We start from the raw sequence: 16,215 nt of genomic DNA on the forward strand, positions 1-16,215 counted from the left end.
TGTGGAAATGGCTGATGCTTTTGGCCAAAGGATGGCGCCGTGATTGGCGGCCAAGAGAAAATAAAGTAAAAAACGGATGAGAGGTTGAAAATGGGAACAGGATTGTTACTAACATCAGTGCAGCAAGGTTTGATTTATGCGATTTTAGCAATCGGCGTTTTTCTGACCTATAAAATATTGGATATTGCCGATTTATCGGTCGAGGGCAGCTTTCCGCTGGGAGCGTTTGTTTTTGCCAAGTTTGCATTGATGAATCTCCATCCGGCAGTGGGCATAGCGGCCGCTTTTACCGGCGGCTGTCTGGCCGGGCTACTTACGGCCCTGCTCTTTATCAGGCTGAAGATTAAGCCGCTCCTGTCCGGTATCCTGACTTTGACGATTTTATACTCGGTCAATCTGCGGGTCAACGGCAAGGCCAATATTCCTCTATTTAAAACGCCGGTCATTTTTGGCAATGACAAGCTGATGAATGTCCTGCTGCTGGTGCTGATTGTTCTCAGCCTTAAAATCCTGATTGACCTGTTTTTAAAAACGGAAATCGGCTATCTCCTGATTGCGACCGGAGATAACGAAGTGCTGGTGACTTCGCTGGGAGAAAACAGCAATAAATATAAAATTATCGGTTTGGCGCTGTCAAACGGTCTGGTGGCGGTAGCGGGCTCGATTACCGCCCAGATGAACGGCTTTGCCGATATTACGATGGGGAGTTCCATTATTGTCTTTGCGCTGGCCTCCATCATTATCGGCGATACGATTTTAAAGTCCGTCACCAAGATTAAGGGCACGACCCGGGCGATTATGGGCGCGATTGTTTATCAGCTGATCGGCGGCTTTGCCATTGACCGGGGGCTGCCGGCCACGGATTTAAAAGCCGCGACGGCGCTGATTGTCATTCTTTTCATTGCAGTTAATAACTTTTCACCAAATGGCATTCGACTTGCCGGAAAGGAAGCAAAATGATTCAAATACAAGGTTTATCCAAAACTTTTAATAAAGGCAGCGATAACGAGATTAAATTATTTGATAATTTTTCCATTACCTTTGAGGAGGGAAAATGTACGGCTCTGCTCGGCTCCAATGGCTGCGGCAAGTCAACGCTGCTCAATATTATTTCCGGCAACATCACACCGGACGCCGGTTCGATTTTGATTGACGGCCGGGATGTGACCAAGGATAATGAGGAAAAACGGGCGCTCTATATCGGCCGGGTATATCAGAATCCGTCGCTGGGCGTGTCGGCATCGCTCAATATTCTGGAAAATATGTCATTAGCGGATAAGAAGGGCGAGAAGTTTGGGATTCAGCGTCTGATTCGGCCCAAGAACAAAAAGCGGTATCAGGAAATTTTAAAAGAACTGGATCTGGGACTGGAAAATAAAATGGATGTTATGGTTAAGTTCTTATCCGGCGGGCAGCGCCAGTCGCTGTCGCTGTGCATGGCGACCTTGAAGAACCCGAAACTCCTGCTGCTGGACGAGCATACGGCGGCGCTTGACCCGAAAACCTCGCGGGTGATTATGGAAAAGACCAAGGAACTTTTGGAGCGCAAGGCAATTACCACGGTGATGATTTCGCATAATATGAAAGACGCGATTGCGTATTCCGACCGGGTGGTCATGCTTGACCGGGGCGCGATTATCTTAGACCGTCCGTCGGCTGAACTGACCGAGGAAGAGCTGCTTAGTATTTACACCGCAAAATTGCTTGAATTTCAAAGAAAAGCAGTATAGCATTTTGTGACTGCCAAAAACACCGCTATCCGAATGGTATAGCGGTGTTTTGCTATGGCTATTTTACAGCATCAAGCCTGTTACTTTTTGAATATCGTCCAAGGAAAAACCCATGCTTTTCATCTTTTGGGCGATGCTTTGGGTTGCACTTGCCCGGCCTTTTTCCATGCCTTTGCCTTCGAACTGCTTAACTCTTTCGCAAATCTTTCTACATCTATCGTCAATGCTCCGCTCGCATTGATTAGATGAATCACAGGCAAGGAACTTTGTAAAATCCGATTTGCCTCCTGCAATGTTTCGGAATACTCATAGAACTGTACACCTTTTGGAAAATTATTTGTCTGCTGCCATTCTTCAAATTCTTTCAGAAAACACTTGTGAGACGGCAATTCGATTTTTTCAAACAGACCTTCATCCAAAAATCTTACCAAGCGATATAAACCGTGTATTTCCGGAACAAAACATTTGTCGATTTTTTGGACAGGATAGCCTTGTTTTTGGTATGCTTCACAAAGTTTTTGCAAACATTCCGTGATTCCGTTCACATCTTTTTTGGCAAGAAAAACAAAAAATCGAACATAGTACTCTGCTATTCCGGTGAGTTTTTTCTTTGTTAAGAAAGATTCGGCTTTTGACATCGCCTCCTCCGATTTTTTATCATCTTTGTAATAGATGGAATGGAATAGGTTGATTACATTTTCCGTATAAAAAGTGCCTTTGAGTAACGGTAATGTATGCGGGACAAAGGATTGAATTGCCTCAAAATCATTGCTGGCAAAACAAGTAAAAATTCCTTGGATGATGTTTCCCGTGTAGGCGGTTCCGCTATGTGTAGTCCCACCCCTCAGCAGATAAGTCCTTCCGTTTTGCCAAATGGTATTATTTAATGTCTCAAAATTGCCTTCGCAGAAAGCGGAATAGTAGGCAAAATATTGGACTTTATCAAGAATAAGATCTATATATAATTTTGTTTTCAATACGTTGTCGGTAGAATCATTATATTTTTTCAAATGTTCTTCAAATATCTTTTGATTTAGCCTTTCAAAGTCTTGCAGAGTTTCCGGATAGGAATATGTTCCCCATTTTTGATAATAATCCTCTCTCAGCTTTTGGTATAATTTGATATATTCTTTCACAATAAGCTCCTTTTTCTTTCAGATAAAATATTTACAGACATCCTTTTATTCTTTAATTTTGTACCAAAACTACTTGACAACGAACCAGCATAACATCGGATAGCAGTGCTTTGATTTATCTTGCCAAATTGAAATTGGAAGCGCGCAAGCATAAATGAATGCGATCGCGAAGCGGGCATATTCATTTTGCGGCGCCACGCCGGCAGACGGAGAGCACGAAGTGCGGCAAATGCGAAGCATTTTATCTAGAACCAGGCGGACAGACTTCAATTTGCCGAGGTGTTATCTCATAAATGTCTTCTGCTTTGCGGAAAGCAGAGTAGGTAATGGTAATGCTATCGCCTGTTTTAAGATGACTTTTTGGCGAGTTGCCAGTGGCGTAATTAAAGTCAGGATTTAATATTACGATAGTACCTTTCGCAAAGTTTTCATCCTCCTGTGTAACTTTTACTTTATATTGCCCATTTCCTAAGATATCCATAACTTCGGCAGACATGCAGTATTCTGTTAAGTCTGCTTTGGACTGCGGGGCAATAAACAATTTTATCGTTCCCAGTACGATTAGGCATAGACAAGCGGCAATGACAGCATAACGAAACCATGTTATTTTACGTTTGCATGGTTTGTATGTGGTCGCCCACGATATCAGATTATCGTCAATATAATTTGTAGACTCGACTATTTTTGGAATTTTCAAAGTGCAATCCCTTCTTTCTTTAAATGTTTTTTCAATTTATTACGAGAATGATACAGCATATTTTTAACTTTGCTTTCAGAAAAGGAGTACCGGGCAGCAATCTCGCTGATGGAATCAAAAAACCAATATCTGCGGATAAAAACAGCACGAATATCGGGTTTTTCTTGACTCAAAAACTCACTAATTTGCTTGCTGATTTCTGAATTTTCAATGTTTGGCATTATGCGGCTATCCGGTAAAATATCTTCCAGTTCAGCTAATGATATCAATGATTCGGGGTTACGCTTCTTGGCCTGATTGTAATATAATCGTTTCAGAGATAAGTTTCTCGTTATCTGGCAGATAAAGGCCATAAGGTTATGGGGTCTGATTGGCGGAATCTGATTCCACATGCTTAAATAGGTATCATTTACACATTCCTCCGCGTCTCTGTCATCACCTAATATATTAACCGATATAGAAAAGCACAAGCGGCCGTATTTTATGCCTGTTTCCCGGATAGCTTTTTCATCGCGCTCAAAGTACAATTCAATAATTGCTAAGTCATCCATGTACTCATCCTTCTTTCCTGATAAAAAGATATTTTGGCGTATAAATACAACTTTGTTGCGTCCATTCAATACTCTTAGTACACTACTATCTATTATACACTAATTATAAATAAATTTATACTATTCATTTGGCGGAGATAAGTTTTGATATGATTTTTGAGGGTTACCTTGAAAAATTAGAAAAATAGAACTCCGTAGCAGCGAAGCTCTATGATAAGCCATGAATATTATTAATAATCTTCAATATTGCTGGATTTTACAATTAAAGTCTGTGTGCCGTTTGTAGCTGTGATAACGCCAATTACACATGTTGTTCTGCCAGCGTCAATGGTTCCCGCATAGGCCGCACCGCCACTATCACCGGGAGATACACCGTAATCAGTCAGGATTAGGTCAGTCCAGGTTATACCATCTTGTGTATTATAATAGCTGAAAGTATTACTAATGACTTTAGTATTCGCATAAGGTGTTGTTAATAACCGATAGTTGTTGACCCATATTTTACAGCATCGCCTACGGAAGGACCATGGCCCGTTGTGATAAAACCTCTGCCATAAGTACTGCTGTACTGCCCCACGGCTGCGCTATAATAGATCGTATTGGTTTGTAAATGAGAGTTTCCGTTTATTGATACAGCATATGAAAATTCATCCTCTGGCTTTACTGTATGGAAAGATAAAATGCTGTTATCGGTAATATTTTTTACATCAGTGTTTGTCTGTATCATCATCAGCAAATCTTTTTGGAGTTCAGACCAGTGGGAATCAGATGAAATGCCGATATCAATACAGTTCCCTTTGTTACTTAAACTAACAGAAGATATCCCTTTAAGGGAATATACGTTGTTGACAAGATAATGATATACTGTCATTAGCTCTTGGTAACTGTAGGCGGCCGCTCTATTCCTTTTCACTTCATAAGTACGGTTTGATTGCCGTTGGTCGCAAACTTTATTAATTTTTTTGCGGATGGCGATTTGTCAAGCTATATTAGGCTCCTGTGAATTCTTAACCAATTTTAGGTCTTGGTTTTTGCCGATAATTTTGATATACTAAAAAATAGGAGGGTGAGCGCTTTTGCGCCGCCCGGAAAGCGAAACATTTGGCAGCGCGCTTGCGAAAAAAGAGAATACTTTTTGCCGGGCCGCTTATAGGTTTCGCGGAATGAAAAAGCGATTCAACGGCAAAGTTGAGTTAGGGATATAAAAACACAGCACAGATAGGAGAATATCATGCAGGAAATAGGATTGATAGGTTTATCGGTTATGGGCGTCAATCTGGCGCTGAATATGGCGGATCATGGAGTTAAGGTGTCGATTTTTAACCGGACGACGGCAGTGGTGGATGAGGTGATGGCCGAGCATGCCCACCCGAACTTTCGGCCGACCCACTCCCTGGCGGAATTAGCCGCATCGCTTCCCATTCCCCGGAAAATTATGATGATGGTCAAGGCCGGTGAACCGGTCGATATGCTGATTGACCAGCTTTTGCCGTATTTGCAGCCGGGCGATATCCTGATTGACGGCGGCAATTCCTTTTTTAAGGATACGATTCGCCGGGAAAAAGCGCTGCGGGAAAAAGGCATTTTTTATTTGGGCGTTGGTGTATCGGGCGGAGAAGAAGGTGCCCGGCGCGGCCCTGCCATTATGCCGGGCGGCGATACTGCGGCTTACGGTGAGGTGCGGGAGATATTAGAAGCGATTGCCGCCAAGGCCTACGGTGAGCCCTGCTGCCGCTATATCGGCCAGAACGGTTCCGGCCACTATGTGAAAATGGTGCATAACGGTATTGAGTATGCTGATATGCAGCTGATTAGTGAGATTTATATGATTTTAAAGCATTTAGGCGGGCTGGATAATGCCGAACTGCAAAAGGTTTTTGCCGACTGGAACCGGGGCGAACTGGAAAGCTATTTAATTGAGATTACTGCCGATATCTTTAAGGTCAGGGACGGCGACGGTTATTTGCTGGACTTTATTTTGGACGAGGCGTCGCAGAAAGGAACCGGCAAATGGACAAATCTGGAGGCAATGGATTTGGGTGTTGATATTTCGGTTATTACTTCGGCGGTCAATGCCCGATATATGTCGGGTTTAAAAGCGGAAAGAGTCAAAGCGGCCGGACTGATTGCCGGGCAGACGCAAACGGCGGATATTGACCGGGAGGAACTGATCACACTGGCGCAAAAGAGCCTGTATGCCGCTAAAATTGTGTGCTATGCCCAAGGCTTTAAGCTGCTGGACAAAGCGCAGTCGGTTTATGACTGGCAGCTGCATTTCGGTGAAATTGCCAAGATTTTCCGGGGCGGCTGTATTATCAGAGCCAAGTTTTTAAATGATATTGCCGAAGCGCTGACTGCCGAGGCGGGCGTGGAAAACCTGATTTTTGCCGGCTTTTTCCGGCGGGCGATTGAGGAGAGTTTAGCATCGCTCCGTCGATTGGTGGTGCTGGCGGTGCAGGGCGGCGTGGCCGTACCGGCGCTGACGGCGGCGCTGGCTTATTTGGATACCTACCGGACGGCGGACTCCGGCGCCAATTTGATTCAGGCGCAAAGAGATTATTTTGGAGCACATACCTTTAAGCGCAAGGATAGGGAAGGAAGTTTTCATTATGAATGGACAGCAGCAAGCAGACAGGAATAAAGGAAACGGCATCGTTATTTTTGGCGGTACCGGCGATTTGGCTTACCGTAAGCTCTTTCCGGCATTGTATAATCTTCATGTCCTGGGAGAACTGCCGGCAGATTACCGGATTATCGGCATTGGCCGGCGGTCGTACACGCAGGAGGAGTATCTGGCGATTATTCGCGACTGGCTGCAAAAATATTCGCGGATTAAATATTTGGAGGAGCGTTTCTGTGATTTCGCCCGGCGCATTTCCTATTATCCGATGGATTTTACGAATGCCGGAGAATATAGCGCTTTGCTCGGCTATTTTACTGAGATTGGATTAAACGGCGAAATTATTTTTTACTACGCGGTGGCGCCTCAATATTTTCTGCCGATTACGCAGAACTTAAAGGCACGTGATTGCCGCTTGAACCGCTGCAAGGTCGTTGTGGAAAAGCCTTTCGGCAAAGACCTGTCATCAGCCCATGAACTGAGTGAGCAGCTAAGGGAAAGCTTTTTGCCGAAGCATATTTATTATATCGACCATTATTTGGGCAAGGAAATGATTTTAAATATTATGACCATCCGCTTTTTTAATTCTATTTTTAAAGGCGTGTGGAACCGGGAATTTATTGACTTTGTTCAAATCAATGCCTTTGAAACGGTCGGCGTCGAGAGCCGGGGCGGGTATTATGACGAAAGCGGCGCGCTGCGGGATATGATGCAGAATCATTTGTTTCAAATCCTGTCGATTGTGGCGATGGAAGAGCCGGCCAATATGGAAAGCGAAGCAATTAAGAAGGCGCAGCAGCGGATTTTTGAAGATTTAAAACCCATTGTTCCGGCGGAGATTGAGCAGTCGATGATTTTGGGGCAGTACGAGGGCTACCGGTCGGAGGAGAAGGTTCGGCCCGATTCGCAGACAGAAACCTATGCGGCAATGCGCATTTTTATTGAAAACGAACGCTGGCGGGATGTGCCTTTTTATATTCGGACCGGTAAAAAGCTGTTTAGCCGGGAAAGCGAAGTGATTATTCAGTTTAAGGCCACGCCTAAGGCGGCGGAGAGAAATGTGCTGATTATTAAGATTCAGCCGGATGAGGGCATTTATCTGAAGTTTAATATCAAAAAGCCGGGTCTGGAAAAGGAAGTCCAAACCGTGAAGATGGACTTTTGCCAAAGCTGCATTTTGGAAAACCGGATCAACACGCCGGAAGCCTATGAGCGGCTGCTGAAGGCCTGTATGAACTCGGATAAGAGCCTGTTTTCGCAGTGGAATCAAATTGAAACCTGCTGGAAGTTCATTGATCAGGCGATAGACAGCTATCGGCAGCATTCCGGCCGGGTCTATCCCTATGCGCCGGGAACGGCCGGGCCGAAAGAAGCGGATCGTCTGCTGCTCCGGGAAAACCATTCCTGGATTGCGGCGGAAACCTGGGAGTAAAAAGGCAGAACCCTTGGCGGGTATTGCCTGCCGAAAAGGCTGTGAAGCCGGGTGGAAAGACGAAGGGTTTTGAGAGGAGAAAGTTTGGTTAAAAAGTATGAAAAGAGTAGTGGTATCAGGTTATTATGGCTTTAAAAACTCCGGCGATGACGCCATCTTATCGTCGATTTGTGCCGATTTGCGGGCGATTTCGCCGGATTTGGCGGTAACAATTTTATCCAATACCCCCGAAGAAGTGCCGGCCGAATATGGCTTTCCGGCGGTGCATCGCTTTCGCTTGGGGCAGGTAGTGACAGCCCTGAAAAACTGCGACTTGCTGCTGATGGGCGGCGGGAGCCTGCTGCAGGACGGAACCAGCTCGCGGTCGCTGTATTATTATTTGGGGCTGATTTGGCTGGCCAAGTGTTTTGGTGCCAGGGTGATTCTCTATGCCAACGGCATCGGGCCGATTAGACGGCGGGTCAATCGCTGGCTGACGCGGCAGATTGTAAATAAAGTCGATACCATTACCCTGCGCGAGCACTTATCCTTAGAGGTTTTGACCGGGCTGAAAATTACCAGACCAAAGGTTGCCGTTACGGCCGATCCGGTTTTTAATTTAAAGTTAGACGGCAGTATTTCGACGGCCGGGATTTGCCAGCGGGAAGGCATTGACTTAGAACGGCCGATGGTCGGCGTTATGTTCCGCAGCTGGCAGCAGGAAGAAGCCTATGTCAAAAAGATGGCGGCGCTGTGCGACTATTTAATGGAAACTTACGGCGCGCAGATTGTGTTTGTACCGATGCGCTTTCCGGCCGATATTCGGATTGCCGAGGACATTCAGGCCAAAATGCGGGCAGCGGCGGTGGTAATCCGTCATTATTATACGGCGCAGGAAATCATTGCTTTAATCGGACAAATGAAGCTGGTTTTAAGTATGCGGCTGCATGCCCTGATTTACGCGGCGGTTCAGGGTGTGCCGATGATGGGGTTTAACTATGACCCGAAGGTGCTGTATTATGTGAAAGAACTGGACGTGGAATGTGTCAATCACATGCATCATATCCGCTTAGAGGAAATTGAGGAAAGCATTGCCGCTATGATGGAAAGTCCCGAAGCCTACCGGCAAAAAATCGCGGTCAATACCGCCCGCCTGAAAAAAGAGGCAAAGGAAAACCGGGCTTATTTGGCGGAGCTGCTGGAATAAAATTTGACTTTTTTACTTTTTATGCTAAGCTAAAATAAAAAAATAAAGTGTGTTGTTTTGGGGATATGCATTATTTTATGTGGCAAGTTTAATTAACTAAAAGAAGGTTTTTATGAAAAAGATTTTATCAGTTATTCTTTCTATCGTAATGATTTTTACTATGTTATATTATGTTAGATAGTACATTCTCTGTACAGGCGGCAATGGTCGATGCGGATAATCCATTAGATGATATTTCCGGCACTATTTCCCTATATTATCTTCAAAATAGTACGTGGACATATAAAGATAAAAAGACTTTTAGCAAAAAGATAGTGAGAAATGGTATTGTTTATAGATGGATTGTTCCCAAGTGGGGAGTAAAGGAAAAATTTGAATATGATATTACCGTGGCAGACAATGGACTAAAGCATCATTTTAAGAATACAAATAAAGATAATTATACAAGATATAACTTTGTAGCTGCGCCGTATGATAGTTTTTCGGCAAATGGAGGTCAACGTCATCATTTTGTGCCTGCGACATCTCTGAGAAGGAATGGGTTTAATGCTTCAAAAGCATATTGCATTAGAATGATGACTGAGGATCATAAGCGAACAGGAAGCTATGGCAGTTCCTCTTATGTATCAGAAATGACAGCTTTGTTAAAGGATAAGAAATATGTAGAGGCTTTGCAAAAAGAAGTGGATGATTTAAAGGCCAAAATGGATAGTGAGGGTGTTTTCGGTACTTTGCAGCAAAAATATTATTATGAGGTCGTAACTTGTCTTTATAATTACGAAAAACTGTTTGGAGTACAGTAAGGGGAGAAAGTTTGAAAACATTATCTGTTATTCCGCATGAGGGAATTGGTTCGTTAAAATTAGGAATGTCGCCGGAACAGATTTTAACCGCATTGGCTGAGTTATACGCAGAATTTTCTATTGGGAACAGCGGTAATATCAAAATTGCCCAAGAGAAAGAAGAGGATGGTTTTACCCTACGTTATTTTAATAATTGTGTGTTTTTTATGGTTCGTTATCAAGGCGAGCGTGCGGTAGAAATAGGAGTTGATTATGAGATTCAAAAATATGCTGAGGTAACTCTTTATGACAAGAGTGTTTTTACTACTTTGGCGGAGGAAATGGTAGCTTTTTTAAAGCAATACAGTTCCTGTGTTTATGAATGGGATGATGAGGATTTAAGCACGAATTATGAATTTCCAGCGATTGGCGTTCGGCTGTGGCGGGAGGATGCCTTTCATCCTAAATTACTCTTGGATAAAAAATATATGGAAGAAATGAAACTTGTTATTGACGATATGTACCATTATTTATACTTTGAAATTGTGGCGGTTTTGTAATCGCCGGCGCAGCACAGTAATTTTTCTGGGCTGCGCTTTTTTATGCACTCAACTTTCCCCTGTCGAAGCGCTATGCGCTTCTGCGCGGGCGCGCAACCTGCCTAGCGAAAAGGGGAGGCTTTTTGGCAAATATAGTTAAGGCGTTCGGCGAACAGAAAAGCGAGAAGGCAAAGTTTTTTTGCGAACAGACTGTTCTGACGAACAGGAAAAAGTTGAGCTATAGTGTAGGGTATTTAGGATTGATATGACAAGGGAGAAAGGCGAAAGAAGATTTTCATTTTTTCGGCATAGACTATTGGCCGGACTTATTGTATAATGATGGTGACAGATTTAGCCAACGAATGGCGCGGTGATTTCTTCACGAAAAAGGTGGCTGCGTTTGGAAATCAACCGCCGGTTTAGCGGTTAAAACAGTGCTTTGTACTTTGCTGCTCAACGTTTCTCATTTATAGGCTTGGCTTTTTTAGGCGGCGCGGGATCGACCGATTGTGCGTAAGGGCAGGTTGAGCTTATTACCTTAATTATTTGAAAGGAGCATATCTAATGAAAGAAAAGGGACTTCCCAGCTGGAAAAAAATCCAGCGCAAATCCGGTGTTTTGGTGCATCCGACTTCTTTTCCGGGGCCGTATGGAATCGGTGATTTGGGCCCGAGTGCGTATTATTTTATCAATTTTTTGGAGGAAACCGGACAACAGCTCTGGCAAGTGCTGCCGCTGGGGCCGACCGGCTACGGTGATTCACCGTATCAGTCGTTTTCTTCCTTTGCCGGACAGCCGCTTATCATCAGTATTGATCAGCTGATGGAGTGGAAGCTGATAGAACCGGTTGATGTTGCCCCGCGCGAATGGGAAGCGGTCTGCATCAACTACGGGGAACTGATTCCCTATAAATATGAGATTCTGCGCAAAGCCTATGCCAATTTTAAGGCTTTGCCGGAAAAAGAGGATTTAAAGCTGGCTTACGCTGCTTTTGTTAAGGAGCAAAAGAATTGGCTGGAAAATTATGCGACATTTATGGCGGTCAAAGATTATCATGACGGCGTGATGTGGACGCAGTGGGCGGCCGATATTGCTTTTCCGACGAAGGATTCCCTGCGCAAATGGCAGGACAAGCTGCGGGATGAGATTGGTTTTTACCAATTCCTGCAATTTGCGTTCTTCAAGCAGTGGTTTGAGCTGAAAGAATATGCCAATCAAAAAGGAATTCAGATTGTCGGCGATATTCCGATTTTTGTGGCGTTTGACAGCGCTGATGTCTGGGCGAACAAGGATTTGTTCATGCTGGATACCAAGGGCTATCCGACTCGGGTAGCAGGAGTGCCGCCGGATTATTTCAGCGCCACCGGTCAGCTGTGGGGCAATCCCCTATATGACTGGAAAAAGCATAAGGCCGAGGGCTATCGCTGGTGGGTGGCCAGAGTCAGCCAAAACCTGAAAATGTATGATTATCTGCGGATTGACCATTTCCGCGGCTTTGCTGAGTTCTGGGCGATTCCTTACGGCAATAAAACGGCGATTGAGGGCGAGTGGCTGCCCGGACCGGGAGCAGATTTGTTCCGTGCCTTCCAAAAAGAACTGGGTGAGGAAATCCCGATCATCGCTGAGGATTTGGGCTTGATTACGCCGGATGTCGAGGAGTTGCGGGACGATTTTCAGCTGCCGGGGATGAAAATTTTGCAGTTTGGCTTTGAAAATATAGAAGAAAACGGCGATTTGCCGCATTATTATCCGCGCAACTCGATTTGCTATACCGGCACGCATGACAATGACACGACGCTGGGCTGGTATGAAAAGCTGCCGGAAGTGTCCAAGGATAAGGTTCGCCGTTACTTAAATACGGATGCCAATACGATTTGCTGGGATTTTATCCGGCTGTGCTTCGGTTCGGTATCGAAAATGGCAATCGTACCCTTACAGGATATCTTATCCTTTGGTTCGTTTTCCCGGATGAATACACCGGGGGTAGAGGCCGGCAACTGGCAGTGGCGCTATACTGCCGAGATGTTAAGTCCGCATATCCGTGGTCAGCTCAGCTATGTGACTAAGCTGTACGGGCGCGTTCGGCTGCCGGAGGAAGAGCAGGCTTAATGAGGAAAGGAGTTTGCGATGCGTAAAATCTTAATCTTTGCCTATGTTGGTATTTTTTTTCTGGTGACTTTGCCGCTGCTGCTGCTTTACTGGCTGCTGGGTCTGTTCAGTGTGCCGCTGCGCAACCGTCTGACCTTTGCGACCGCTCAGCTTTTTTTCCGCAGTGTGCTGACTTGCCTGGGAGCGGAAGTTGATGTTCAGGGTTTAGAGCATATTCCGGCGGAGGGAACGGTATTGTTTGCCGGGAATCATAAAGGAACCCTTGATGTGGTGCTGCTTTTGGCCTGTCTGCCGAAGCCGGCCGGTTTTATCGCCAAGGACAATCTGGCGGGGATTCCGATTTTAAGCTGGTGGATGTTGGGCTTCGGCTGCTTGTTCTTAGACCGGAATAATGCCCGGCGAGCCTTGGCGACGATTTTACGCGGGATTGAAAATATGAAAAAAGGGCAGTCCTATATCATTTTCCCGGAGGGTACCCGGCAGATGAACAGCAATGAATTGCTGCCGTTTAAGCGCGGGAGCCTGAAGCTGGCGGAACGGTCAGAATCGCTGATTGTGCCGTTTGCGCTGCGGGGAACCGATGAAATGTTTGAAGCCAATCATTATAATCCCCGGCCGGGCAAGCTTTATCTTCGCTTTGGCCAGCCGATTGACATGAAAAATCTGCCGGCGGAGGAAGTCAAGCAGATTCATGAATATGTCGAGGGGAAGGTCAGGGACTTGTTTGCGGAAACATTTACAGATACGGAGAAATGCCAATGAATTGTCCAAAATGCAGGAGTGGGAATTGTCAAATCATCACCGAGGTGAAGACGAAAGGAAAAGATTATTCGGCCGGAAACGGCTGCTGCGGCTTTCTTTTGTTTGGCCCGATTGGAATGCTGTGCGGGCTTTGTGCCGAGGGCAAGCAAACGACATCGGTCAACTACTGGGTTTGTCACAACTGCGGCCATAAGTTTAAGCTGTAAGTAAGTGTGGACGTATGAGTAAGCAAGACGTTTTGTGGCTTAAATCAATGGCGATATGCTCTAAGTATTGCCGATGCCATCAGAAACCGGAAAGAAGCTTTTTTTATCAAGGCTATCAGTTGCCTTTATGTGCAAGATGTACGGGGATTTTGGCGGGATATATAGTCGGAATGTTTAGCGCACCTTTTATCAGACGGGATCGGCGCCTGTTTTGGCTGTGCCTGCCGCTACTCATAGACGGCGGTTGGCAATATATTTCAAGTTATGAATCCAATAACAGGAAGCGGTTTATAACCGGCGTATTGTACGGATTTGCTCTGATTCCGGGCGGGGTAGCAGTCCTCGAACGGCTGGTGCGCGGTCGGTAAGAAGAGTTTTTGTAGGAAAAAGGAAGATAAAAAAGCGATTTGGGGTTTTGAATCGCTTTTTTGCTATTCACTTTTCTTGCCTGAACCGCAAAAAACTTGACAAGTATACTTGAAAAAATTCTATGTATTGCTTTGGATCAGAAATTGGAAGATATATATTATTTTGAATAAGAAAGAGGAGCGAAGGGATGCCGCAATCGCCGCTTTGATGTGCACGGCGGCATTGTATGGTATGAAGTAAAAGAACGAAAACAAAGCAGCAGAATAATTGTTCAGCATAAAAAATTGTTCGGAACGGAGTTTACCATGAAACGATCTTACGGCATTAGTATTTTCACCGGTACGCTGATTAGTATTGTCATATCGGTGTCGGCGATTTATATGATTATGAAAAGCGGCATGTCGGTTGTGCTCAATACGGCGGTTTGTTCGATTGTGCTGCTGGCGGTGTTTCGCCGGCAGTCAGCGGAAAACGCGGCCATTTCCGATATTTTCGCCCGGGCGGCGATTTCGGTCGCCAATTTATCGGCGCCGTATTTTGCGGTTATTTTTTTGCTGGGTCAGGAGGACGCCGGCAGCTTAGTTTCCTTTGGCGCGGTGATTGCGGTGTCGGGGGTGTTTGGCGTACTTTTTTTCGCTGTGCTGCAAAAGCAAGCGATTCAGGGCGAATATCCGATGTTAAAGCCAAGGATTGATTTGCTTGCGGCGCTGAAAAACAGCCGGACGGAAAAGCGAAAAATTACGCTGTCCATGCTGGCCGGTGCTGTCTTTGGCGTTTTCAAGGAAGGGATGCCGCTCCTGCCGAAAGGCTGGCCGCTGCTGGATCACCCGATGTTTTGGCTGGATAACAGCTTGATTTTAGTCGGCACCAGTTATTTCATCGGGCCCGCCACCTATGGCAAGCTGGCTTTGGGCAGCCTTTATTCTTTGGCGGTTTGGCTCTTTTTCCGGGCAGGCAGTTTTCAGGAGCATTTAATGAATCCCTATATTTTTTCGGTTACGGTCGGCTTTGCCCTGGCGACGGGGATTTTGACTTTAGGGAAGATCTTTTACCGTCAGGGCAGGGAGCTTTTGACCGGAAAAAGGAAGCTGGCCCTGAATAACAGCGCGGTTGGGGTGCTGGCTTTTTATGTGGCGGCGGCGCTTTGCTTTTATGGCTTTTTTACCGATATACCGGTGTGGAGCCTGTTGGTGGTGCTGCCTTTTTCGGTGATGCTCAGCCTGTCGACGGTTAAAGTCATTGCCGAAACCGGCTTTTGGGTTTCCAACTTAGACGAGGTGATTCCGGTGCTGCTGATCGGGATTACTTTTTTTCAAAATATGGGTCAAATCACCTTGTTTTTAACCGGAGTGATTGCCTTTGAAGCGGCCGGGATTTATTTTGTCCTGAACCGGCGGGTCGGCGAAAGCTTCGGTATCCCGCCGAAAGCGGTAACGCTTTTAGGGGCGGCCAGTTCGGTGCTGGGCAGTATTTTATGCGTTGGCGTAACCTATTTTATCGCCACCAGCGTTGGTTTTCAAACGGCCAGTCTGCCGGCGCCGACTTCGCGCGTCTTTGCCATGACGCTGGAAGGGCTTTTGCAGTCGATTCACCAGCAAATACTGCCGCCGTATATCAATCTTTATGTAGCGGCGACGGCCGGAGCGGTTTGTCTGCTGCTGACGCATTTCCGCTTGTCCCCCATGACGCTGGTGGCGGGCATGGTGCTGCCGTTTGGCATTATGCTGACGGTCGGGATTGGCGCGCTGCTGCGGCTGATGATTGGCAAAAGGGCGGAAAACTATCGCTATCTCTTTTCCGGCAGTTCCATCGGCGAGGGTCTGGTGACAGCGGCGGCGCTGGTGCTGGCGGGAATTAGGGGGATGTGAAAAAAAGAAAGGCAAAAAGCAAGCGCCAATTAACAAGGGAAAGACAGTTTGGAAAGCTGTCTTTTTTTAAAATCCGCTCTTGCCATATTTTTCACAATCTGCTATAATAGCCTTTGAGTTTAGGCAAGCCACTTGTAATTCGGTGGAATATTGACAAATTACAAATCTGGGTGTTAAGCAAGCGAATATTGATATTTGATATGCGTCTGGAGGGAGGATTCTCCGGTT

Annotated in this window: 16 protein-coding genes; 12 read left to right on the plus strand and 4 right to left on the minus strand. The window is 45.7% G+C overall.

Annotated features, from left to right (window positions below; translation table 11 throughout):
• Window positions 1-90: 90 nt before the first annotated feature.
• Together C3V36_06735 and C3V36_06740 are read left to right on the plus strand one after the other, a co-directional pair.
• Entirely contained in the window at window positions 91-960 is an 870-nt protein-coding gene (locus tag C3V36_06735) for an ABC transporter permease (GenBank protein ID AVM68958.1), read from the plus strand.
• Entirely contained in the window at window positions 957-1,730 is a 774-nt protein-coding gene (locus C3V36_06740) for an ABC transporter ATP-binding protein (GenBank protein AVM68959.1), read from the plus strand. Before C3V36_06735 ends, C3V36_06740 begins: the two co-directional genes overlap by 4 nt.
• Before the next feature lie 119 nt (window positions 1,731-1,849).
• On the opposite strand, the gene C3V36_06745 is transcribed toward C3V36_06740, so the two are convergent.
• From C3V36_06745 to C3V36_06760, 4 genes are all read right to left on the minus strand, one after another.
• Window positions 1,850-2,866 carry a hypothetical protein gene (locus C3V36_06745; GenBank protein AVM68960.1) on the minus strand — a complete coding sequence of 339 codons (1,017 nt, stop codon included), beginning with the start codon at window positions 2,864-2,866 and terminating at the stop codon, window positions 1,850-1,852.
• Between the two features lie 241 nt (window positions 2,867-3,107).
• Window positions 3,108-3,563, minus strand: coding sequence for a hypothetical protein (locus C3V36_06750; GenBank protein ID AVM68961.1), 456 nt, complete (start codon window positions 3,561-3,563; stop codon window positions 3,108-3,110).
• A complete protein-coding gene (locus C3V36_06755; GenBank protein AVM68962.1) occupies window positions 3,560-4,114 on the minus strand; it encodes a sigma-70 family RNA polymerase sigma factor in 555 nt (184 codons plus the stop codon). Before C3V36_06755 ends, C3V36_06750 begins: the two co-directional genes overlap by 4 nt.
• 472 nt (window positions 4,115-4,586) lie before the next feature.
• Window positions 4,587-4,985, minus strand: coding sequence for a hypothetical protein (locus tag C3V36_06760; protein ID AVM68963.1), 399 nt, complete (start codon window positions 4,983-4,985; stop codon window positions 4,587-4,589).
• A gap of 357 nt (window positions 4,986-5,342) precedes the next feature.
• Between C3V36_06760 and C3V36_06765 the strand changes: the two genes are divergently transcribed.
• From C3V36_06765 to C3V36_06810, 10 genes are all read left to right on the plus strand, one after another.
• Window positions 5,343-6,755, plus strand: a complete 1,413-nt coding sequence (locus C3V36_06765) for a phosphogluconate dehydrogenase (NADP(+)-dependent, decarboxylating) (GenBank protein AVM68964.1) — start codon at window positions 5,343-5,345, stop codon at window positions 6,753-6,755.
• Window positions 6,724-8,166: a glucose-6-phosphate dehydrogenase gene (gene zwf, locus C3V36_06770; protein ID AVM68965.1), complete on the plus strand. Its 1,443-nt coding sequence runs from the start codon at window positions 6,724-6,726 to the stop codon at window positions 8,164-8,166. The genes C3V36_06765 and zwf overlap by 32 nt, the downstream gene beginning before the upstream one ends.
• A gap of 97 nt (window positions 8,167-8,263) precedes the next feature.
• Window positions 8,264-9,352 carry a polysaccharide pyruvyl transferase CsaB gene (gene csaB / locus C3V36_06775; GenBank protein AVM68966.1) on the plus strand — a complete coding sequence of 363 codons (1,089 nt, stop codon included), beginning with the start codon at window positions 8,264-8,266 and terminating at the stop codon, window positions 9,350-9,352.
• A 203-nt stretch (window positions 9,353-9,555) separates the two neighbouring features.
• Window positions 9,556-10,155 carry a hypothetical protein gene (locus C3V36_06780; GenBank protein ID AVM68967.1) on the plus strand — a complete coding sequence of 200 codons (600 nt, stop codon included), beginning with the start codon at window positions 9,556-9,558 and terminating at the stop codon, window positions 10,153-10,155.
• An 11-nt stretch (window positions 10,156-10,166) separates the two neighbouring features.
• Entirely contained in the window at window positions 10,167-10,694 is a 528-nt protein-coding gene (locus tag C3V36_06785) for a hypothetical protein (GenBank protein ID AVM68968.1), read from the plus strand.
• Between the two features lie 543 nt (window positions 10,695-11,237).
• Window positions 11,238-12,782 carry a 4-alpha-glucanotransferase gene (malQ, locus tag C3V36_06790; protein ID AVM68969.1) on the plus strand — a complete coding sequence of 515 codons (1,545 nt, stop codon included), beginning with the start codon at window positions 11,238-11,240 and terminating at the stop codon, window positions 12,780-12,782.
• A gap of 18 nt (window positions 12,783-12,800) precedes the next feature.
• A complete protein-coding gene (locus C3V36_06795) occupies window positions 12,801-13,544 on the plus strand; it encodes a 1-acyl-sn-glycerol-3-phosphate acyltransferase (protein AVM68970.1) in 744 nt (247 codons plus the stop codon).
• The gene (locus C3V36_06800) at window positions 13,541-13,750 is read left to right on the plus strand and encodes a hypothetical protein (protein AVM68971.1); all 210 of its coding nucleotides are present in this window, start codon (window positions 13,541-13,543) and stop codon (window positions 13,748-13,750) included. Before C3V36_06795 ends, C3V36_06800 begins: the two co-directional genes overlap by 4 nt.
• Window positions 13,751-13,797: 47 nt before the next feature.
• Window positions 13,798-14,118, plus strand: coding sequence for a hypothetical protein (locus tag C3V36_06805; protein ID AVM68972.1), 321 nt, complete (start codon window positions 13,798-13,800; stop codon window positions 14,116-14,118).
• Window positions 14,119-14,328: 210 nt separating this feature from the next.
• On the plus strand, window positions 14,329-15,987 hold the full coding sequence (locus tag C3V36_06810) for a hypothetical protein (protein AVM68973.1): 1,659 nt from the start codon (window positions 14,329-14,331) through the stop codon (window positions 15,985-15,987).
• Window positions 15,988-16,215: the final 228 nt, after the last annotated feature.

Source organism: Lachnospiraceae bacterium oral taxon 500 (assembly GCA_002999035.1).
Classification (GTDB): domain Bacteria; phylum Bacillota; class Clostridia; order Lachnospirales; family Vallitaleaceae; genus W11650.

What these genes read in the sequence shown, in the direction of transcription:
- C3V36_06780 (AVM68967.1), top strand. Translation starts at nt 9,556, where the DNA reads ATGGTCGATGCGGATAATCCATTAGATGATATTTCCGGCACTATTTCC.
- C3V36_06740 (AVM68959.1), top strand. Translation starts at nt 957, where the DNA reads ATGATTCAAATACAAGGTTTATCCAAAACTTTTAATAAAGGCAGCGAT.
- csaB (AVM68966.1), top strand. Translation starts at nt 8,264, where the DNA reads ATGAAAAGAGTAGTGGTATCAGGTTATTATGGCTTTAAAAACTCCGGC.
- zwf (AVM68965.1), top strand. Translation starts at nt 6,724, where the DNA reads ATGAATGGACAGCAGCAAGCAGACAGGAATAAAGGAAACGGCATCGTT.
- malQ (AVM68969.1), top strand. Translation starts at nt 11,238, where the DNA reads ATGAAAGAAAAGGGACTTCCCAGCTGGAAAAAAATCCAGCGCAAATCC.
- C3V36_06795 (AVM68970.1), top strand. Translation starts at nt 12,801, where the DNA reads ATGCGTAAAATCTTAATCTTTGCCTATGTTGGTATTTTTTTTCTGGTG.
- C3V36_06760 (AVM68963.1), bottom strand. Translation starts at nt 4,985, where the DNA reads ATGACAGTATATCATTATCTTGTCAACAACGTATATTCCCTTAAAGGG.
- C3V36_06805 (AVM68972.1), top strand. Translation starts at nt 13,798, where the DNA reads ATGGCGATATGCTCTAAGTATTGCCGATGCCATCAGAAACCGGAAAGA.
- C3V36_06800 (AVM68971.1), top strand. Translation starts at nt 13,541, where the DNA reads ATGAATTGTCCAAAATGCAGGAGTGGGAATTGTCAAATCATCACCGAG.
- C3V36_06755 (AVM68962.1), bottom strand. Translation starts at nt 4,114, where the DNA reads ATGGATGACTTAGCAATTATTGAATTGTACTTTGAGCGCGATGAAAAA.
- C3V36_06735 (AVM68958.1), top strand. Translation starts at nt 91, where the DNA reads ATGGGAACAGGATTGTTACTAACATCAGTGCAGCAAGGTTTGATTTAT.